We start from the raw sequence: 20,172 nt of genomic DNA, 5'->3' as shown, positions 1-20,172 counted from the left end.
GTCAGTCCTGCTCAAGCCGGGTGCAGTCGCCGATCCGCACTTCCTGCCCGATGCGCCGCGACCGGATCGCCGCGAAGGAGAGCGCAAGGCTGCGAAGGTTCTCTGCGGCCCCGTTGGCAGGTTCGGTCCCGTCCTCGATAGCGACCAGAAGCGCGCCCATCGCCCCGCGGAAGCCGTCGTTGAACCATGTCCCGTCAGGCACCGGCTGCGCTCGCCCCTCGGCGGTGAACAGCGTCACCTGCTGGCTGCCCAGATCCGGGCCGTCGCTCATCAGGCTGCCCTTGGTGCCCGAGATGTAGGTGGTGTCGCGCGGCCCGAACGCCGCCCCGCCGTCGAAGACGAGCGACGCCTGCCCGCCCACCATCCGCACCAGCGCCTGTGCCATCAGCGGGACGGCCGCAGTTTGCCCCGCCGCCATCGCCGAGGTCGCATAGACGCTTTCCACCCGGTCGCCAGCCACGCTCGACAGGAAGTCGAACCAGTGGATGCCGAAGTCATACAGGATCAGGTCCTCGATCCGTTCGAAGGGCGTGCCCGCGATCCAGCCGTGGTTCCAGTGGATCGAGACATGGACGCTCTGCACCTCGCCGATCAGGCCCGCCCGGACCGCCTCGCGCATCCAGGCAAGGTGGGGCGCCCACCGTCCGTTCTGGTTCACAGCCAGCTTCAGGCCGCGATCCCGGGCCAGCCGCACCAGCCGCTCGCCATCCGCAAGGTCGAGCACGAAAGGCTTCTGCGACAGGACGTGCTTCCCGGCTTTGAGCGCGGCCTCGATGATCGGCACGCGGTCCTCGGGATGGGGCGTGATGTCGACCACATCGATGGCGGGATCGTCGAGCACCTCCTGATAGCGGTCGGTCACCCGGGCCTGCGGGTAGAAGTCCTGCGCCCGCGCCTCGGCCCGCGCCAGCGTCCGGTTGCAGATCGCGGCAACCTCCCACCCGGCGGTGCGATAGGCGTCGAGATGGCTCGCCACGATCCCTCCGGCCCCGATCACCCCGATCCGCGGCCGATAGCTGCGCGGCATGGGCGGGCGGTAGGGCAGATCAGGCGCGGCGATCGTCTCGACCGCCGCCGACTTCAGCGCGTAGGTATCGGGATCCGTTTCGCTCATGGCAAGAGTTCCAGCGTCCGCTTCTCTCGCGCCGAGAGCGCCGCCGTATCGACGATGCGCTGGCCGAGCAGCGACACCGCGGGATCGAGCGGCCCGGACAGCGCCTCGCCCCGCTCGATGCAGCCCAGCACATATTCGATGGCGTTCCGCCGCCCGGCCGGCAGAGGCTCGGCCGGAACGGCCGTGGGCTTCGGCTGTGTCCGGGTCTGCACCATCACATGGTCGGCATAGTCGTCGCTTTTGATGGTCCCGTCGGTTCCGACAAACACGAAGCCGCAATGCGGCTGCGGCTGGATCGTCCAGGGATCGGTGAAGGTCCCCCACCGCGTTTCCATCTTGGACAGGCCCCGGTCATAGCGGCAGACGGCGATGGCGTGCTGGTCCACCTCGATCCCCGGCGTTTGGTCGACCGTGCAGGTCACCTCGAGCGGCGCCCTGCCGTCCATGTACCAGGTGCCAAGCGTGGCCCCATAGCCGAGGTAGTCGAGCAGGCTTCCCCCGCCCGAGGCTTTCTTGTACCACCACGATCCGGGCTTCTGCCGTTCCACCTCTTCCGGCGAGACCTCGACCTTGTCCGCCAGATGATAAAGCGGCCCACGGTTTCCGTCGTAGAAATGCACCTCGATCAGCTCGCCGATGGTGCCGGCCTCGATCAGGCGCTTGGCGGTGACGTGGCTTTCGACCCAGGCCAGCGGCCAGTTGATCGCCAGGAGCTTTCCCGTCGGCTGCATCGCCGCGATCATCCGCCGCGCATCGGCGACCGAGGCGGCGAAAGGCTTTTCTACAAAGACGTTGGTCCGATAGGCGGCAAGCCGTTCCGTATAGCTCGCATGATCGGCGGTCGCGGCGCAGAGGATGGCAAGATCGGGCGTCGTGGCCGTCATGCAGGCGTCGAAATCGGTGAAGACCCGATCGGCCGGGATCGAGAAATTCGCGATCGCCCCGGCCATCCGGGCGGGATCGGGGTCGAAGATGCCGGCAATCTCGGCATCCGGATGCTCGGCCACCTTCCGCAGAAGGTCGCCCATGTGCATGTGGTCGAAACTGATGCCGACGACCTTGTGCCTTGCCATTTGCCTCTCTCCTCCGTTCGACCCGCATGGACGGATCGCTCTTTCGATACGGGCGAACTACTATCGGCCCTGCTCCGTCAGCCGGATGTAAAGCGCCGTCACTGCAAGGATGATGAGCCCGAACAGGATGCGCCGTCCGCCCTCGGGAATCTGCATGAGCGTCAGCATCGTCCCCAGCACCGTCAGGATCAGCGCCCCGATGATTGTGCCGCCGAAGCCGCCCCGCCCGCCGAAGATTGAGGTTCCGCCGACAACCGCTGCCGCAACCGAGGGCAGATCGAGCGGCAGCGCCAGCGACAGCGAGGGCGTCTTGACCACGCCGAGATAAAGCAGGCCCGTCAGCCCGGCGATCGCGCCGGACAGCGCATAGAGCGACAGGAGCACCTGCCAGCTCCGCACCCCGGACAGCCGCGCCGCCGCCTCATTGGAGCCAAGCGCGTAGAGAAGCCGCCCGAAGCCGGTGCGGCGCTGCATCCAGATCACCAGCGTGGCAAAGGGCAAGAACAGGAAGAGCCCGTTCGGCAGGCCGAGAGTCCGGCCGGTTCCGAGCCACACGAGGAAATCCGGGATCTTCGTTCCGGTGGCGATGACATAGCGCTGGTACACAAGCAGGCAGCCGCTGGCGATCAGCGCCGTGCCAAGGGTCATTATCAGCGGATGCACCCTACAGATCGCCACGCCGAAGCCATTGACCAGGCCGATGACGAGCGCGACCGAAAGGGCGATCAGGATCGCAGCCGGGGCGCCGACGAGTGGCGTCAGGGTTGCCGTCGCGAAGGCGCTGATGGTGGCCACCGTCCCGGCAGACAGGTCGATCCCGCCGGTCAGCATCGTCAGTGTCTGGCAGGCGGCGAGCATGGCCAGCGGAATGGCCACCTTGATCGTGTTGGCCAGCCAGCGGGAATTCACGACACCCGGCTGCAGGATCTGCAGCAACGCGACAAGCCCGACCAGCAGCAGGATCAGAGGCACCAGCGGGTTGTCTGCCATGAAGCGACCAATGCGCGCCAGCGGAGTGGGGCCGACATTCAACGCGGTCATTTCTGCATCCCCCTCACTGCCAGCAGGCCGCCGAACATCACCACGGCCACCGTTATGGTTCCTTCGATGATCGCCGTCACGTTGGGATCGACCGAGAGAAGGGTCAGGTCCATCCGTACCAGCCGCAGGATGAATACCGCCAGCACCGGGCCGACGATGCCCCCTCGACCGCCCCCCAGCACCACGCCGCCAAGCACAACAGCCGCGACTGATGCCATCAGATAGGGGCCGGGAATGGGCTCGCCGATCCCGGTGCCCATGGTGACTGAAAGCCCGCCGAGAGCGGCGAAGAGACCGGCCAGCGCATAGGCGACGATCCGCGTCAGCCCTACTGGAATGCCCGAGCGGAAGGCGGCAAGCTGATCGCTGCCGATGGCGTAGAGCATCAACCCAAGCCGGGAGCGACGGATCGGCACCCAGATCAGCGCGACCGCAATCACCAGGAACAGGACCGCTTTCGGCAGCCACTCGGTCAGGGCGGTCGGCAATCCGGGCAGCACGACCCCGCCCACGACCAGATCCCTGAGCCAGGGGGCTGCGCCGCCACCCGGTGCATTGAGGATCAGGAGCGCGACACCCTGCCAGACGAACAGCATGGCAAGGGTCACCACGATGTCCGGAACCCGCGTCAGCACGATCAGCGTGCCGTTGATCGCCCCCATGACGAGGCCCAGAACGAGCACGCCCAGAACCGCGATGGCGGCCTGCCCGTCGCTCGCGCCCTCCATCAGCACGGCTGCGGTCACGCTTGCCACCGCCATCATCGCCGCCATCGACAGGTCGATCCCGCCGGCGATGACGACGATGGTCATGCCGACCGTCGCGAAGGCGAAGGGCAGGACGGCGCGCGCCAGCGACTCGAGCCCCGAGGCGCCGAAATCGGGCTGGATCAGCTTGGTTGCGACCAAGAGCAACGCCAGGAGCGCGGCAAGACCGACCGTGCGGCTGTTCTTCGACAGGAACCGGGTCATGCCGGTTCCGTCCCGGCCCGGCTCAGGCCGTAGGCGGCGCGCATCAGGGTGGCCTCGTCGGCCTCGGCTGCCGGGATTACATCCACCACCCGTCCGTTGAAGATCACGACGACGCGGTCGCAGGCCTGCGGCACCTCGGACAACTCGGATGTGTAGAACAGCACGGCAGCCCCCTGCCCGGCCAGTTCGCGGACCAGCCCGTAGATCTGCCGCTTGGTGCGGACATCGATGCCCCGCGTCGGATCGAAGAGGAGGAGCGTGTTCACGCCCTTGGCGATCCAGCGGGCGATGGTCACCTTCTGCTGGTTGCCGCCTGACAGACGGCGCACTTCGCCCTGGGCCCGCGTGTCGATCTGCAACCGCTCGATCGCAGAGGTCACGCGTGCGGCCTCGTCCCTCACACGGATCGCGCCCCAGTCGCGAAGCCGCGCCAGAAGCGGCAGGGCGATGTTCTCGCGCACGGACCGCGACATCAGCAGCGCATGCGCCCGGTCACCCGGCACCAGCGTCAGGCCAGCCGCGATCGCATCGGCAGGATGACCGAAGGCGACCGGCCTGCCATCCACTTCAAGGCTGCCCGCGGCAGGACGACGGTTGCCGGCAAGCACATCGAACAGCTCGTCCTGCCCCTGCCCCTCGAGCGCAACGACGCCAAGCACTTCCCCCCGGTTCAGCTCGAAGGAAACATCGGCCAGCCGCGTTCCGGCCTTCAGACCGCGAAGGCGCAGGCGGGGAATGATGGCACTGTCGCCGGAGGCCGCTGCGCGGCTGCGGGTTTCGCTGGCCACCGGGGCAACCTTGCCGCCCAGCATCAGCTCGACAACCCGCTCTTCGATCCCCGGCTCGATCTTCAGGTTGCCGACCGTCGCCCCATCACGCAGGACGGTAGCGCGGTCGCAGATCGCCGCGATTTCGGCGAAACGGTGCGAGATATAGATGATCGACCGTCCGCCATCAGCCTGCTGGCGCACGACCCTCAACACCTTCTCGACCAGGTCGGTCGGCAGGGCAGCGGTCATCTCGTCAAGCATCAGCACATCGGGTTCCGCTGCCAGCGCCCGCGCAAGGTCGAGGATACGCAGGGTCGCCAGCGGCAGATCGCCGATCACGTCGTCAAGCCGAAGGTCGGAAATGCCCATTTCCGCCACCCAATGGCGGAACGCATCGACCGGCGTGCGCCCGAGGCGAAGGTTGTCGGCCACGTCGAGATCGGGGATCAGCGACGGTTCCTGATAAACGGGCACAAGCCCTGACCGTCTGGCGGCGGCGGGGGAGTTGAGGCGGGCTTCGGTTCCCCTGATGCGGACATGGCCGGTGTCCCGCCGCAGCGCGCCGGTCAGGATCTTGACCAGCGTCGATTTCCCGGCGCCGTTGGCGCCCATAAGGGCAACGATCTCACCCTTCCCCAGGCGCAGCGATGCATCGCGCAGGGCCTGAACTGCGCCGAACCGCTTCGACACGCCCTCGGCGTCCAGCACGGGCGCCGTCGTTTCACTTTCAGCCATGGGTCAACTGCACCGGGTCCTTCGAGGCGGAAGCTGGGTCTCCGGCATTGGCCGGAGACCCTTGGTCGTTACTCGCCGGGGCCTTTGCAGGCGATGATCTGGTCCATCGTGTAGGTCGTCCATCCGGGGATGGAGACGCTGACTGGCCATTCGGGGCTGAGGTTCGGGTTCTGGGCCGCTGCGATCTGGGCCTTGCCCTCTTCGGTGGTGTTGTCCCAAAGGACCGGATCGACGAGCACGGTCTTTTCAGCTGGAACCTTGCCATCGAGGATCTGGATCGCGAGGGCAACGCCTGCTCCACCGACCGAGCCGGGGTTGGTCACGGCCGCACCCTTCAGCCCCTCGACGCTCGACAACTGGCTGACGAAGCCCGCGTTGTCGGCGCCGACGATCGGCACCAAAGGCGCACCAGCCTCGGTGAAGGCATCGACGATCACGTTGTCGATCCCCGAGGTCCAGACGCCCTGAAACGGCACCCCGGCGGCAATGATGTCGTTGATCTGCTGCTTGCCCTGATCCTGCTGCCAGCCGGTGAAGACCTCTTGCGCGATCGTGATGTCCGGGTATTCGGCCATCGCCCGCTTGAAGCCCTTGTCACGGTCATTGTCCGCGCCTGCGCCTGCGGCGCCGCGCATGTAGACGACAGCGCCCTTGCCGCCCATCTGTTCGAACAGCCATTTGGCGCCGATATAGGCGTATTCTTCCTGGTTGTTCGACAGGATGTAGGCCGAGGGTTCCGTCACCGCCTGGTCGACCGCGACGACCACGATGCCCTTGTCGGTGGCCTCCTTGATCGCGGCATTGATGCCGTCGGCATTGGTCGGGTTCACGACGATCGCGTTCACCCCGGCCTGGATGAGGTTGCGGATATCCTCCAGTTGGCCGGCCGCGTCGGTGTTGCGGTGCGCAATGTTCAGCGAGTCGACCTTGCCCGAAGCCAGTGCCTCGGCCTTCATCGCGCAGATCATCTCTTCGCGCCAGCCGTTGCCCTGTACCGTGTTCGAAATTCCGATCTTGTAGCCTTCCGCCAGGGCCGCACTGCCGAGGCCAAGGGCCAGCGCCAGCGAAGCAGTTCCCAGAAGTCGTTTTTTCATGTGTCTTCCTCCCATTTAAAGCATTGTTCTTACGTTTATTTTTCGCCCCATTTACTTGACGAAGGGGCTAAGCACGTCTCGGGCGAGAAGGAAACCGCGCTGGACCTTCTCGCGGGTTCCTTCGAAGTTGCGGTCCTCATGCTCGATGATGACCGGGCCATCGTAGCCGGCGCGATAAAGGCCGGAAAAGAGCTCGGCCCAGTTCACATCCCCGAGCCCCGGCATGCGCGGAACCTGCCAGCCCATGCCGAGCGACATGATCCCATTCTCGTACAGACCCTCCCTGTCGATCATCAGATCCTTGGCATGGACATGGACCATCCGACTGCCGAACTCCCTGATGAAGCGTAGCGGGTCGATCATCTGCCAGACAAGATGGCTTGGATCGAAATTCATCCCGACCGCCTCGCCCCAACTGTCGAAGATACGCCGCCAGACCTTCGGCGAATAGGCGATGTTGTGGCCGCCCGGCCATTCGTCGTGCGAGAAGATCATCGGACAGTTCTCGAAGGCCAGCCGGATGCCATTCTCGCGGGCATGGGCGATGATCGGCGGGAAGATCTGGGCGGCCCGCTCCCAGTTCTGGTCTACCGTCAAGGTCCGGTCGCCACCGACGAAGGTGTTCACGACCCCGACCTTCATCATCGCGGCGGCCGAGATGACCTTCGTCAAATGGCCGATGACATTCTCGCGATGCGCCGCGTCGGCATGAAGCGGATTGGGGTAATAGCCCAGACCCGAGATCGTAAGCCCCTTCCCGGCAAGCTGCCCGACAATCTCGCTGGCCTGAGCTGGCGTCATGTCCTCGATCGGCAGATGGGACGTGCCGGCATAGCGCCGCTTTTCACCCCCTGCCGAAGGCCAGCAGGCAATCTCGATCGCCTCGAACCCGGCTCCGCTTGCCCAGTCTGCCACCTGCTGAAGCGGCAGCTCTGGAAATGGCGCCGTCAGGATTCCCAGTTTCATCGCCCTCGCTCCTTTCGTCTAGAGACTGTCCAGATCGACCCACCGTCCACTGCGGGCGCTTTTCAGGACCGCGTCGCAGAACAACATCTCACGGTGTCCATCCTCGAAACCGGCATAGGTCGCGTCCGGTCCGCGCGCCCCTAGGGCAACGTCGGAATAGACCTGCCGAAACAGCGCGCGGAACGTGTCGGCGAAGCCTTCGACATGGCCGCCCGGAAGGGCAGCTGCCGCAGCGCCGGCCACGTTCATAAGTGCAGCATCGCGCTGCAGTATCTGGTTCGGCGCATCGCGGTGGCCGATCCACAGGTGATCCGGCGTTTCCGAGTTCCAGGCCGCCGATGCGGCGGAACCGGCAATGTCCCAGACCAGCGAGTTCTTCCGGCCCGGGCTGACCTGACTTGTCGAAACCGTTCCCCGCGCGCCGTTCGCAAACCGCAGCAGGATCGTCGCCGCGTCGTCGGTCCTGATCTGCCTGGTCTGGGTGGCACCTGTGGCCGCGGCAAAGGTCTCGACCGGCCCCACCGGCTTCTGCCGTTCGGGCAGGAAGGTCGCCAGATCGGCCATGACCGAGACGACCTTCTGGCCGGTGATGAAGCTTGTCAGGTCCATCCAGTGGGTGCCGATGTCGCCGACCGAGCGCAACTCGCCCCCTTCTTCGGTTTCGAGCCGCCAGTTCCAGTCGGTCGGCTTGACCAGCCAGTCCTGATGGTAATGTCCGGTGACAAGCCGCACCTCGCCAAGGGCGCCATCGGCGACCATCCGGTGCGCATGCTGGTTCAGCGGGTAGAATCGGGTGTTGTAGCAGACGGCAGCGACCTTGCCGGTGATGCTCGCCGCCGCGACCATCTCCGCCGACTGCGCCGAGGTCATCGCCAGCGGTTTTTCGCAGACGACATGTCGCCCCGCCGCGAGGATTTGCATCACCTGGTCGAAATGCGCGACATTCGGCGAGGTCACATGAACCACGTCGACCGATGGGTCCTCCAGCAGTTCCGCGAGCGAGCGATAGGCCCGTGCGACCCCGAGCGCAGTTGCCCGATCCGCAGCGCGCTCCGGGCTCGACCCCAAGACGCCACGCACCGGAACGCCAAGACGGCGCAGTGCCTCAAGATGTACCGTGCCGATAAATCCGGTCCCGATGACCGCGGCGCCGATCCGGTGGAACTCGGTCATGGCGGGCAATCCCTGCTCTGGTGGTCAGGCAACCGAATACCCTCCGTCGATGGCAAGGCAGGTGCCGGTCATGAATGCGGCGGCGGGCGAGGCCAGGAACAGCACCGGTCCGGCAATGTCCTCGGGCTGACCCCACCGCCCCATCGGCGTTCGCAAGTTCACCGCCGCGACATGGGCCGGATCGGTGCGGCTTCGCGCCGATTGCTGCGTCACGATGAAGCCGGGGGCCACTGCGTTCACCCGGATGCCATCGGGCGCCCAGGCGATGGCAAGCGACTTGGTGAGTTGCTGCACCGCCGCCTTGCTTGCGCCGTAGGCGGGGTTCCTGGGGCTGCCGAAGGTCGCATACATCGAGGCGATGTTGATGAGCGACCCGTGGCTCGCCTTTAGATGGCCGTGGAAGGCTTCCGCTGTGCGGAAGGTGCCGTGAAGGTTCACATCGACGACGCGCTGGAAAAAGGCCGGGGCCATTTCCTCCCCTCGCGAGGTGATGGCCGCGCAATTGACCAGGACATCCAGTTTCGGCGTTGCCGCCGCCACGGCACGGACGGCGTCCAGATCGGTCACGTCCAGCTGGATATAGGGAAAGCGCCCGCTGTCCTCTGCTGCTGGTTCCGGCTCGGCCCCCGTGATCGTTACGTCGGCCCCTGCCTCCTGGAACGATCGCGCGATAGCCGCCCCGATGCCGGCCCGGCTGGCGCCCACCACAAGAACCGACGTCTCCGAAAAGTCGAAGCTAGCCTTGGTCATCGCAGATTCTCCCCAATCCGATCTTTCGGGGAGCAGGGAAATTTTGCAACGGAATTTTCATTTTTCTGCAGATGAAAATTTCATTTCACTTGGGCGACAATGCGCCACCCAGCCGCCGCGCAAGACTGACGATGAGCGCCTGGCACACGATCATCGCCGGCACTTGCGACCTTAGGTGCCCAAGCCGGGCCTCGTTGACATAAAGGACGTGCTGGGCGAGCCCGACCACCGGGCTGAGTTCATTGTCGGTGATCGCCAGCACCTGCCGCCCGTTCCGCGCCGCCATGCGGGCGATCTCGACTGTCTCGGGCGTGTAGTCGTCGAAGGTCATCGCCAACAGCACGTCCGACGGACCTATCGCGCAGACCTGCTCGGCCCGCATCGCACCAAGATTGTCGAGCAGACTCACCCGCCGACCGATCTTCGCCATGCCGTAAAAGGCATAGGCGCCCAACCCGAAGGCCCCCCTGGCTGCAGCGACATGGATCATCTCGGCCGCGGCCAGAACATCGACGAATCGGGCCAGCACCTGCCGGTCCAGCGTCTCGTCGATGCGGAGCAGCGACTGCATGGCAGCCTGGACCATGCCGCCAAACACAAGGTCCGGGTGATCCAGATCGCTGTCCGCCAGCGACAACTCGCCCGGCGGAAGTCGGTTTCCGATGCGCGAGACGTAAGGAAGGCGCGGCCCAAGCAGGCGTTCCCGGAACACGGCCTGCAGTTCGGCGAAACCGCCAAACCCCAGTTCCTTGGCAAATCGGGTGATCGTCGCCGGCGGCACTTGGGCCTGGGCTGCCAGCTGGACGAGCGTGTTGATGGCGACTTCCTCGGGGTGGTTGAGGAAGAACTGCGCGACCTGCGCCAATCTGCGGCTGAGGCTGCCCGACCGGGCGGCGAGTTCCGCGCGAAGGGCCTCATAGTCCCGGGGCGGGCTCTGTCCAGTTGCGGTCGCGGACTGTTCCACCCTGCCCCCTAGCCGATTGCCCCGGCAACCTTCTGTTCGAAATCCACGATCGCCCCGGTCATGGGAACCGAGGCGGCCCCCAACAGGAACACGGCCAGGCGGGCGGTTTCCTCCTCGGTCACCAACCGGCCGAGCGGCAGGCGCGCCGCTTCTGCTGTCTCCCAGTCAGGTCCGCGCCCCAGCACCTCGGCCTGCATCTTCCGCTCGCTCTCGGTCGCGACCCAGCCAAGATTGATGCCGTTGACCCGGATGCGGTCGGCCATATGGGCATTGGCCGCGTTGCGGGTCAGCGTCATCAGCGCACCCTTGGTCGCCGCATAGATGGCAAGCTCAGGAATGCCGCAATACGCGTTCATCGACAGGATATTGACGATCGAGCCGCCCGCGCGCCGTCGGCGCATGTCGGCAATGGTCGCCTGCATCAGCAGGAACGCCGCCCGCGCATTCACGTCGAACAACAAGTCCCAGGTTTCGACCGTGCCATCGACGAACGAGCCACGCGTGGTCAGCCCGGCGGCATTCACCAGCCCGTCGATCCTGCCGAAGCGATCAAGGGCGGCCCCCGCGACCCTGCCCGCTGCGGCGGGATCCTCAAGATCGGCCTGAACGAAGGCAACATCGACGCCGCCCGGCAACTCACCGGTCTTGCGGGCAAGGTCCGGATCCCGGTCGGTCAGGACAAGCGCACCGACGCCCTCGCGCACCGCCTCGAGCGCGACAGCGCGCCCGATCCCGGCGGCCGCCCCGGTGATCACGACGACCTTGCCGGCAAGACCCATGTCCAAGCGCTGTCCTCCCTCGCCGCGCGGGTGTGGTCCGGACTGTTGCAGAGGACCGGCCAATTGGGAAGGCCACAGTCGACGATCCATCGGTCTGGCGCTTGCAGACAATTCATCGTCTGGCGCCGCCTCGCCTTCGCGCCCGATGAAAAAACAATCCCTGCGCGAATTCTTCATCTGTCCAGAGGAAGCGGCGGCTCGGGCAAGCAGCGACATTGGAGGGGAACCGAAGCGAAGGCCAAGGTTCGTGATTCCGGCCGGTGCGTCCGGTCCATCGTGCAATGTAACAAGGAGTTACCTGATGCTTTCGAAACTGACCTCGCTTTTCGCCCGCTTCTCCCGCGACGAAAAGGGCGTGACCCTCGTCGAATATGGCATTGCCCTGATCCTCGCGATTGCGGTCGGCACCATCGCCCTGACCAACCTCGGCAACGAGGTCTCGGGCCAAATGGACGATGCGCAAGCTGCAATGGGCGACAATGTCGCTGACGTCACTCCGTGACCTGCCTCTGATCGTTCCCTGATCCACGGTCCGCGCTCAGGGGGCGCGGACCGCTTCCCGAAAACCGATCCAACCGGAGCATCTCTCATGGGCATCCGTTCTCTCCTGGTCGCATTGGCTGGCGTGGCGATCGCGAGCGGTTCGGCCTATGCAACGCGCGAGTATCTGATGCCAGCGGCTGCCACCGCCGCCCCGGAAACCAAATCGCAACTGGCCAGCGTGGTCATCGCCAGTGCCGATATCGGTTATGGCCAGCCGATCCTGCCCCAATCCGTCACAACGATCGCCTGGCCGCGCGAGGCGCTGCCGCCGGGCGCCTATGTCGATCTTGCGACGCTTCTTCCCGCTTCGGGGCAGCAGCCCCGCCGCGCGACCCACGAAATCGCCAAGGGCGATATCCTGCTTGCCTCCAAGGTGTCGAACTTCGGCGAGAAGGTGACCATCGTTCAGGCTCTCGGTCCCAACCTGCGGGCCGTTGCGATCAGCGTCAACGCCGAGACCGCCGTGGGCGGCTTCGTCACCCCCGGCGATACGGTCGACATCGTCCTGACGCAGGGCGGCGACAAGGATATGCGGGCGATCACGATCCTGCAGAACATCCGCATCGTTGGTGTCGACCAGGATGCCGACATGAAGCGGGACCAGCCCGAGGTCGCCCGGACCGTGACGGTCGAGGTCACGCCCGAACAGGGCCAGGTGCTGGCACTGGCCCAGAACGCCGGCAAGCTGAGCCTGTCGCTTCGCAGCTTGAACGAGGCGCGCGACACCGAGCTTCCTGCCGTCAACCTCAGCGACATCCTTCAGGAGCCGCCGCCCCCCGCGCCCGTCGCCGCCGCAGTGGTGCCTGTGACGGAATCCGAACCGGTAAAGGTCACCCGCATCAAGGTGCGGCGCGCAAACGAGGTCGAGGTGGTCAGTCTCGATTGATCCGCCGTGGACCTGTGCCTGATTGCAGCCCCTAATTCCCTTTTTCCGGATAGTGTTCATGTGCGCGTCAAGGACCGTCAGCTTTGCCAAAGAAGAACAGGGGGCAATTCTTGTCTTCTGGGCCCTGGCGCTGGTGGTCCTTCTCGGTTTCGTCGCCCTGTCCTTCGACTTCGGTCGGATCTCCGCGACGAAATCGGAGCTGCAGAGCTTTGCCGATCACGTGGCGCTGGCCGCGGCAGGCGAACTGGACGGAAAGAGCGATGCTATCACCCGCGCGACAGCGGCTGCGGCGAACCTGATCGCCGATCGCCAGACGTTCGGGAGCGGCGGACATGACCTCGATGTCGTTGACTACACCCTGACATTTCTCTCGGCGCTGCCAGCAGATGATTCCACGGCGCCGACTGCAGTCACGACCGATCCGGCCGAGGCGATCTATGTCCAGGCCACCGTGGCACCACATGCCGTCGAGACGCCGTTTGCCGATGCCCTGTTTGGCTTGCGGGGCGGCGTAGCCCCCAATGCCAGCGTCGCGGCGACCGCCGTTGCCGGCTTCACGCAATTCGCCTGCGATATCACGCCATTGATGTTCTGCCTGCCGACCCCGGGCTACAAGGCCGACGAAAACGTGGGAGACCTGATCCGGCTCCGCTCTGGCGGCAACGGCGCGGCCTGGGGGCCAGGCGATTTCGGTTTCCTCGACCCCGACAAGAAGGAGGTCGACCCGAACGGCCCGTGCAAGGGGCTGAACGGCGGCAACCTCGATCGCTGCCTGATCGGAGCCGAGCGCAGCATCACCCGCTGCTTTGCGCAGCGCGGCGTCGACACCGAGCCCGGCCAGAAGGTCGGGATCGAGGATGCGGTCTTCAACGTGCGCTTCGACATCTACAAGGCCACGATGAACGGCAAGCGCACCGATGCGAACTATCGGCCCGCGCCGAACGTCATCAAGGGGATCGTGCCCAAGGGAGGCGGGTCGTGCATCGGCAACAGCGAGAAGGTTTCGCCAAACACCGTTGGCCTGCCGCGCGATGACTGCTTTACGACCGGCGCCTGCACGCGCTTCGGCAATGGCGTCTGGTCGACTGGCCGTGCCGCCTATGAGAGCAAGAACTATGGCACGACCCCTCCGAGTGTGCCGTCCGGCGCGACCCGCTACCAGTATTACCTGGCCGAGATCGCCAGGGCGGGCGGCGGGGCGTCGAGCACGCCGATCCTGACAGGGCGGGCTGAAACGGGCCGGCCAAGTTGCGCACCCGCCGCTTCCCCCGATCCGGAGCGCCGGGTGGTCATTGCAGCCGCAATCGACTGCACCGCCCATCCGATTGCCGGGAGGACGAGCAACGTCCCCGTCGAGGAGTTCTTCCGCCTCTTCATGACCGAGCCGGTCGGACAGGATGGCAGTTCGCCGCCGAAGATCGATCTGTGGGTCGAGGTCATCGGATCGGCAGGCGGCAACGGTGGCGCGGGCGGAACAGGAGGGATCGTCCATGACGTCGTCCAACTGTTCCGCTGAAAACTGCCGCCCCGGTGCTGGACGCGGGTTCGCAAGGGCCGAGGACGGGGCGATCCTCGTTGAATTCGCCCTGGTCCTGCCGATGTTGCTCCTGGTCTTTGCGGTCATCGTCGAAGGCAGCCGGATGATGTGGTCCTATCAGGCGGCCATCAGCGGTGTACGCGACGCGACGCGCTATCTTGCCCGCATTCTGCCCGCCGACATCTGTGCGAAGGGCGGCACCGTCACCGCCTACGAGACCAAGGTGACCCAGATCGTCGACAGCAGCCTTTCAGGCCTGCCGGTGCTCGTCGGCGGGGTCACCGTCGACAGCGTGACACCGGCCCTGCAATGCCATCCCGGCAGCTATCGCGGTGGGAACGTCGCCGTGGCCCAGGTTACGGCGACCGTCACAATGACCTTCCCGATGGGCTCGATCCTGACCCTCTTCGGGGGGTCCGAAGCCCCGCTGACCACAAGCGTGACGGACCAGTCCAGGGTGTTCGGGGCATGAGCGGGATTGCAAAGATCAGGGCACGGTTCCGCCCCGCCCAAACGCTGCTCAGCGATGAGACCGGCGCTGCGTTGCCCGAGCTTGCCCTTGTGCTGCCGGTCTTTCTCTTGCTGATCTTCGGCCTGATCGACTTCGGCCGGATGGGCTACGAGTTCGTGATGGCGAACAAGGCGACCGATCTGGCTGCGCGCCTTGCGGCGACCCTTCCCCCGGCCTGCCCCGGCGTTGCGACCGAGAACCTTCCCGGCGTCGTTCCGGTTGGCACGGTGGCGCCCCGCTTCGGAACCGGCTGCGCCTCTGCAGCGGCTGTCTGCGCGGCGCCGGCGACCGTGACCTGCACGGCAGCGATGGACACGTCGACGGCGAGCGTGATCTGGGACCGCGTCGAGCCCTTGATGCCAAGCTATTCCGCACCCGGAAACCTGACCTTCTCCTACAGCTACGATCCCAACCTCGGATTCCTCGGCGGCCCCTATGTTCCGGTCGTCACGGTAGAGATCACCGGTCTGGACTTCCAGTTCGCCTCGCCTCTCGGAGCGATGGCGACCCTTGCCGGCGGCAACTGGGAGGGATTTGCGGCCAGCATTCCGTTTCCAACCATCAGCGTGTCCCTGCCGGGCGAGGACCTCGCCCAGGGAGAGGCCGGATGACCAACAGGCACGACAAAGGATTTTCATCATGACCAATCCGGTTTCCATGCTCGTGATCAGCCGCGATGCCGCGTTGGTCAGGGACCTCGATCGATCGGGTCAGACGCGCGAAGGCCTGTCGGTGAGGGCAGAGCTCGGCAGCCTGACTCAACTGAACGGTCACGCAATCCGGATGGCGACGGGTCAGGACATGATCGTGGTGCAGACCGATGGCCGCGACCCCGAAGAGCTTGCCGCCATCCGGACGCTGACCGATGCCGTTTCGCCGGCCGCCGAAGTCGTCGCCCTGGCCGATGGCTCAGCCTCGCTTTCCGAGGTCCTTGCGCTGAACCAGGCGGGCGTCGGCCGCATCCTGCCGGTCCCCGCATCTGCCGAAGAGCTGCTGGACGAGATCGGCCGGCTCGGCCAACCGCGCCGCCAGCGCCGCCTTACCCTGAAGCCGGTCGAGGCGCGTCGTGGCCTTATCATTGCAACCGTTCCCGCACGCGGCGGTATCGGCGGAACCACGCTTTCGGTCAATCTGGCCGAACGACTTGCTGCCCCGAAGGGTCGCGGGAAGTCCGCGTCGCGCCCGCGGGTCGCGCTGGTCGACCTCGACCTGCAGTTCGGTTCGGTCGGATCCATGCTCGACCTGGCAGAAAGCGACGCGATCGCCCGGCTGGCAGGCGAGGGCACGGAGCCCGACGAGACCTTGCTGCGCCAGTCGATGCTCGACCATGACTCCGGTCTGCGTGTGCTGCCAGCGCCCGTGACTTTCGTTCCGCCCGATGCCCTGCGTCCCGAGCAGGTCGCCGCGATGCTCGACGCCCTGCGTTCCGAGTTCGACTATATCGTGGTCGACCTGCCGCATACCGTCGTCGGCTGGATGGAATCCGTGGTAGCCCGGGCGGATGCCCTGCTTCTGCTGATCGACACGGCAGTACCATCAGTCCGGCAGGCACGGCGGCTGATCGACCTTCTGTCCGCCGACAGGATGACGGTTCCGGTGAAGGTGATCGTCAACCGTGAACGCAAATCCCTGTTCGGTTCCGCGACCCGGCGCGAGGCCGAAAAGGCGCTCGAGCGCAAGGTCTGGGCCTGGCTTCCCCCCGATCCCCGGCATGCCCGGGCCGCAATAGACCAAGGGCGCCCCCTCCATTCGGTCGGCGGGCCGCTGGCAAGGTCCATCGCCAAGCTGGCCGCCAGCCTCGAGAAAGACCTCGCCCCATCGGCCGCCTCCGAAAGGACCTGATCCATGTTCAAGACATTCTCCTCGATCTCGTCCCAACGCCCAAACAACGTCGTCAACTTTGGCGCGACGGCAACGGAAGGTCAGGCAGAAGCGGCCCCGCCTCCTCAGGACGCCGCGCTGCAGGCGAGGCTCGAGTTGAAGAGCCACCTTCACGAAGTGCTGCTCGACCGGCTCAACCTCTCGGTCATCGACAAGGTCCAACCCGATGATCTCCGTCGCGAAGTGGCCGGGCTGGTCTCGAAGGTGCTGACCGACGAAGGCCGGGCCATGCGCACGGAAGAATTCCGCGAGCTGATCGACGAGATCCTCGACGAGGTTCTGGGCTTCGGCCCGCTGGAGCCGCTGCTTGCAGATCCGACGGTGAATGACATCCTCGTGAATTCTCACCGTACCGTCTATGTCGAGCGCTTCGGCATCCTTGAGAAGACCCGCGTCAGGTTCCGCGACGAACGCCACCTCCTGCGCATCATCGACAAGATCGTGTCGCAGGTCGGACGGCGGATCGACGAAAGCCAGCCCTGGGTCGATGCACGCCTGCCCGACGGCAGCAGGGTGAACGCGATCATCCGTCCGTGTTCGATCGACGGCCCCTCGCTCTCGATCCGGAAGTTCGCGCGCAATCCCCTGACCTTTGAACGTCTGATCGAGGTCGGCGCCATCACCCCACCCGCCGCCCGGTTCCTCCAATGCCTCGTCAAGGCACGCATGAACATCCTGATTTCGGGCGGCACCGGATCGGGCAAGACGACCATGCTGAATGCGCTCTCGTCCTATATCGGGGAAAGCGAGCGTATCGTGACGATCGAGGATGCCGCGGAGCTCCAGCTCCAGCAGGAACACGTGGTCAGGCTGGAAACCCGGCCCGGCAACCCCGGCGGCGCAGCACCTGTCACCCAACGGGACCTGGTGAGAAATGCGCTCCGGATGCGGCCGGACCGGATCGTGGTCGGCGAGGTTCGCGGGGCCGAAACCTTCGACATGCTGCAGGCCATGAACACGGGCCATGACGGGTCGATGACGACCGTCCATGCGAATACCGCGCGCGATGCGCTCGGGCGGATCGAGCAGATGGTGTCGATGATCGGCTTCGAGTTTCCGCTGGCGGCCCTGCGCGCCCAGATCGCCTCGGGCATCCATTTTGTCGTGCAGCTCAGCCGGCTGGGTGACGGCAAGCGCAAGCTCATGAGCATCTCGGAAATCACGGGGATGGAGGGCCAGATCGTGACGATGCAGGACATCTTCCTGTTCCGCAAACGCGGTCGCAACGAAACCGGCGACGTGCAGGGGGAACTGGTCGCGACGGGGATCCGCCCGCGCATGGCCAACCAGATCATCGCCGCCGGCATCGACCTTCCTGCCGACCTGTTCCGCGGCGAGGGAGGGATGTGATGGAAAACGGATCGATCTTCGGTCTTGATCTGCTTTTGATCGCAACGACCTTTGTGGGTGCCCTGCTGGCTTTCGAAGGCATCCGGCAGGCGCTGTCGCGGCAGGAGACGCCGCATGATGCGCGAAACCGGCGCATGCGGATGATCGCCAAGGGGGCAACCGGGCAAGACGTCCTGCGCCTGCTCAAGCCGCGCGCCGATACCTGGGCCCTGTCCAAGGTGCCCGGACTCGCATCGCTGCCGCTGGAACTGCGTCAAGCCGGCATCAGCATCAGCGCTGGCCGCCTTTCCACGATCGCGGTCGGGTCCTGCTTGCTCTTTGCAGGGGCATTGTCGCGCATGGTCCCCTTTACCTTTTCGATGCCCGTCGCGATCCTGCTGTTCGTCGTCCTGCCTCTCATCGGCCTGAAGATCGCCGTCGCCCGCCGTCTGGACCAGTTGACGCGGCAACTGCCCGAAGCGCTCGACCTGATGGCCCGGGGCCTGCGTGTCGGTCATCCGCTGAACGCGACGATGGCCTCGGTCGCGCGCGAGATGTCCGACCCGGTGGCGTCGGAATTCGGTGTGATGGTCGACCAGATCGCCTATGGCGACGATCTGGTCGATGCCTTCCGCGATCTGGCTGACAGGGTCGGCACCGAGGATGCGCGCTTTCTGGCTGTGAGCATCGCCATTCAGCACGGCACCGGAGGCGATCTGGCGCGGATGCTGGCGACACTGGCCCGCGTGATCCGCGATCGCCTGATCATGCGGCGCAAGATCAAGGCCATCTCGGCGGAAGGCCGGCTTTCTGCGCTGATCCTGTCACTGATCCCGCTGATCATCATTGCCGTAACGACAAGCCTGGTGCCGAGCTACTACGGCGATATCAGCGATGACCCCCTGTTCCGCCCAACGGCAATCCTGGTGCTGGGCCTTGTCATCGCGAATGCCCTCGTGATGCGCCAACTCGTCAATTTCCGCTTCTGAAGAGGCCTGCCATGTTCGAGAATCTGCCCTTCGCACCAGACCTGTCGCAGATCACGACTGCCGACATCGGCGTGTATGGCGTCGGACTGGGTGTGCTTGTCGCCTTCCTTGGCATCGCTGCCGCCCTGTCACCGCGCGATCGGGTGCTGCGCCGCCTGGCCGCGCAGGGCGCTCGAGCGCGCGATGGCGGCTTCGAGGCCGGCATTCTTCGGCCGATGTCGCAGGCCCCGAGCGGCCTGATGAAATCGCTGATCCCCGCTGACGAAAAGGAACGCACGCAGGTTCAGCGCCAGCTCGCGCTGGCCGGACGTCACGGTCCCCATGCAGTCCGGAACTACTACCTGCTGCGGCTGGGCCTCGGGATCGTGTTGCCCCTGGTGCTCCTCAGCACGATCGCGGCGGCCCAGGCGGGGCTGCTGACACTGCCCGAACCTCTTGCGACGCGCGTCAACGCGCTGACCAAGCTCCACCTTGTCCAGATCACCGCGATCCTGGTCTGGACCGGGTTCTTCGGGCCAGCCTACTGGCTGCGGGCCAGGGCCAATGCCCGGCGAGAGGCGATCCGCCTGGCCTTTCCCAACGCGCTCGACCTTCTGCAGATCTCGGTCGAAGCCGGGCTGGGCATCGACGCGGCGATGATCCGCGTCGGGAACGAACTGGCGGTAGCTGCGCCCGAACTGTCGCAAGAGTTCCTCATGACGCAGCGCGAGATTCAGGCAGGCCGCAACCGCGACCGTGCACTGCTGGACATGGCGGCCCGCACCCAGGTCGAAGAGGTCGGGTCATTCGTCAATGTCGTCCTTCAATCGATCCAGTTCGGCGCCGATATCTCGGGCGTTCTTATAACCTATGCCAACGAGATGCGCCTGCTCCGCGAATTGCGCGCGCAGGAAAAGGCAAATCGCCTTCCAGTCCAGATGTCGGCCGTAATGGCTTTCCTGATGCTGCCGGCACTGCTGATTCTAACGATTGGGCCGGTTGCCCTGCGATACATCCGTTTCTTTGCTGGATAGTTCACACAGGATGGCAATCTGAAAACTGGACAATTGGAAGGTCCGTGGGACCA

Annotated in this window: 20 protein-coding genes; 9 read left to right on the top strand and 11 right to left on the bottom strand. The window is 65.5% G+C overall.

All coding sequences use genetic code 11. The annotated features are described in order from the left end of the window. Position 1: 1 nt before the first annotated feature. The 11 genes from L0V05_RS19435 to L0V05_RS19385 form a co-directional block, all read right to left on the bottom strand. Positions 2 to 1,114, bottom strand: coding sequence for a Gfo/Idh/MocA family protein (locus L0V05_RS19435; RefSeq protein WP_234873155.1), 1,113 nt, complete (start codon positions 1,112 to 1,114; stop codon positions 2 to 4). Further along, positions 1,111 to 2,187 (bottom strand): Gfo/Idh/MocA family protein, encoded by a 1,077-nt coding sequence (locus tag L0V05_RS19430; protein WP_234873154.1) that lies wholly within the window; start codon positions 2,185 to 2,187, stop codon positions 1,111 to 1,113. The genes L0V05_RS19435 and L0V05_RS19430 overlap by 4 nt, the downstream gene beginning before the upstream one ends. Before the next feature lie 60 nt (positions 2,188 to 2,247). After that, positions 2,248 to 3,228, bottom strand: coding sequence for an ABC transporter permease (locus tag L0V05_RS19425; protein WP_234873153.1), 981 nt, complete (start codon positions 3,226 to 3,228; stop codon positions 2,248 to 2,250). Beyond that, on the bottom strand, positions 3,225 to 4,199 hold the full coding sequence (locus L0V05_RS19420) for an ABC transporter permease (protein ID WP_234873152.1): 975 nt from the start codon (positions 4,197 to 4,199) through the stop codon (positions 3,225 to 3,227). Before L0V05_RS19420 ends, L0V05_RS19425 begins: the two co-directional genes overlap by 4 nt. Beyond that, complete coding sequence (locus L0V05_RS19415) at positions 4,196 to 5,704, bottom strand: sugar ABC transporter ATP-binding protein (RefSeq protein ID WP_234873151.1); 1,509 nt, start codon at positions 5,702 to 5,704, stop codon at positions 4,196 to 4,198. The genes L0V05_RS19420 and L0V05_RS19415 overlap by 4 nt, the downstream gene beginning before the upstream one ends. 68 nt (positions 5,705 to 5,772) lie before the next feature. Beyond that, positions 5,773 to 6,798, bottom strand: a complete 1,026-nt coding sequence (locus tag L0V05_RS19410) for an ABC transporter substrate-binding protein (RefSeq protein WP_234873150.1) — start codon at positions 6,796 to 6,798, stop codon at positions 5,773 to 5,775. 51 nt (positions 6,799 to 6,849) lie between these two features. Further along, entirely contained in the window at positions 6,850 to 7,764 is a 915-nt protein-coding gene (locus tag L0V05_RS19405) for a sugar phosphate isomerase/epimerase family protein (protein ID WP_234873149.1), read from the bottom strand. Positions 7,765 to 7,782: 18 nt separating this feature from the next. Next, the gene (locus tag L0V05_RS19400; protein ID WP_234873148.1) at positions 7,783 to 8,937 is read right to left on the bottom strand and encodes a Gfo/Idh/MocA family protein; all 1,155 of its coding nucleotides are present in this window, start codon (positions 8,935 to 8,937) and stop codon (positions 7,783 to 7,785) included. Positions 8,938 to 8,961: 24 nt separating this feature from the next. Continuing rightward, complete coding sequence (locus L0V05_RS19395) at positions 8,962 to 9,687, bottom strand: SDR family NAD(P)-dependent oxidoreductase (protein ID WP_234873147.1); 726 nt, start codon at positions 9,685 to 9,687, stop codon at positions 8,962 to 8,964. 85 nt (positions 9,688 to 9,772) lie between these two features. Then, positions 9,773 to 10,651, bottom strand: coding sequence for a MurR/RpiR family transcriptional regulator (locus tag L0V05_RS19390; protein ID WP_234873146.1), 879 nt, complete (start codon positions 10,649 to 10,651; stop codon positions 9,773 to 9,775). A gap of 8 nt (positions 10,652 to 10,659) precedes the next feature. Further along, a complete protein-coding gene (locus L0V05_RS19385; protein WP_234873193.1) occupies positions 10,660 to 11,430 on the bottom strand; it encodes an SDR family oxidoreductase in 771 nt (256 codons plus the stop codon). Positions 11,431 to 11,731: 301 nt separating this feature from the next. On the opposite strand from L0V05_RS19385, the gene L0V05_RS19380 reads away from it, so the two are divergent. The 9 genes from L0V05_RS19380 to L0V05_RS19340 all read left to right on the top strand — a co-directional run bounded on the left by L0V05_RS19380 (position 11,732) and on the right by L0V05_RS19340 (position 20,119). Then, on the top strand, positions 11,732 to 11,932 hold the full coding sequence (locus tag L0V05_RS19380) for a Flp family type IVb pilin (RefSeq protein ID WP_234873145.1): 201 nt from the start codon (positions 11,732 to 11,734) through the stop codon (positions 11,930 to 11,932). Between the two features lie 87 nt (positions 11,933 to 12,019). After that, entirely contained in the window at positions 12,020 to 12,859 is an 840-nt protein-coding gene (gene cpaB / locus L0V05_RS19375) for a Flp pilus assembly protein CpaB (protein WP_234873144.1), read from the top strand. A gap of 58 nt (positions 12,860 to 12,917) precedes the next feature. Then, entirely contained in the window at positions 12,918 to 14,375 is a 1,458-nt protein-coding gene (locus tag L0V05_RS19370) for a pilus assembly protein TadG-related protein (RefSeq protein ID WP_234873143.1), read from the top strand. After that, entirely contained in the window at positions 14,350 to 14,868 is a 519-nt protein-coding gene (locus L0V05_RS19365; RefSeq protein WP_234873142.1) for a TadE/TadG family type IV pilus assembly protein, read from the top strand. Before L0V05_RS19370 ends, L0V05_RS19365 begins: the two co-directional genes overlap by 26 nt. Further along, on the top strand, positions 14,865 to 15,518 hold the full coding sequence (locus tag L0V05_RS19360) for a TadE/TadG family type IV pilus assembly protein (RefSeq protein ID WP_234873141.1): 654 nt from the start codon (positions 14,865 to 14,867) through the stop codon (positions 15,516 to 15,518). Before L0V05_RS19365 ends, L0V05_RS19360 begins: the two co-directional genes overlap by 4 nt. Positions 15,519 to 15,546: 28 nt before the next feature. Next, positions 15,547 to 16,749 (top strand): CpaE/TadZ family protein, encoded by a 1,203-nt coding sequence (locus tag L0V05_RS19355; protein ID WP_234873140.1) that lies wholly within the window; start codon positions 15,547 to 15,549, stop codon positions 16,747 to 16,749. Between the two features lie 3 nt (positions 16,750 to 16,752). Then, entirely contained in the window at positions 16,753 to 18,138 is a 1,386-nt protein-coding gene (locus L0V05_RS19350; RefSeq protein WP_234873139.1) for a TadA family conjugal transfer-associated ATPase, read from the top strand. Continuing rightward, on the top strand, positions 18,138 to 19,106 hold the full coding sequence (locus tag L0V05_RS19345; protein WP_234873138.1) for a type II secretion system F family protein: 969 nt from the start codon (positions 18,138 to 18,140) through the stop codon (positions 19,104 to 19,106). The genes L0V05_RS19350 and L0V05_RS19345 overlap by 1 nt, the downstream gene beginning before the upstream one ends. 11 nt (positions 19,107 to 19,117) lie before the next feature. Further along, positions 19,118 to 20,119 carry a type II secretion system F family protein gene (locus L0V05_RS19340; RefSeq protein WP_234873137.1) on the top strand — a complete coding sequence of 334 codons (1,002 nt, stop codon included), beginning with the start codon at positions 19,118 to 19,120 and terminating at the stop codon, positions 20,117 to 20,119. Positions 20,120 to 20,172 lie beyond the last annotated feature (53 nt).

The sequence above is a fragment of the Alitabrizicola rongguiensis genome, assembly GCF_021491355.1.
Classification (GTDB): Bacteria; Pseudomonadota; Alphaproteobacteria; order Rhodobacterales; family Rhodobacteraceae; genus Aliitabrizicola; species Aliitabrizicola rongguiensis.
This window is presented reverse-complemented; position numbering and strand designations above follow the sequence as displayed.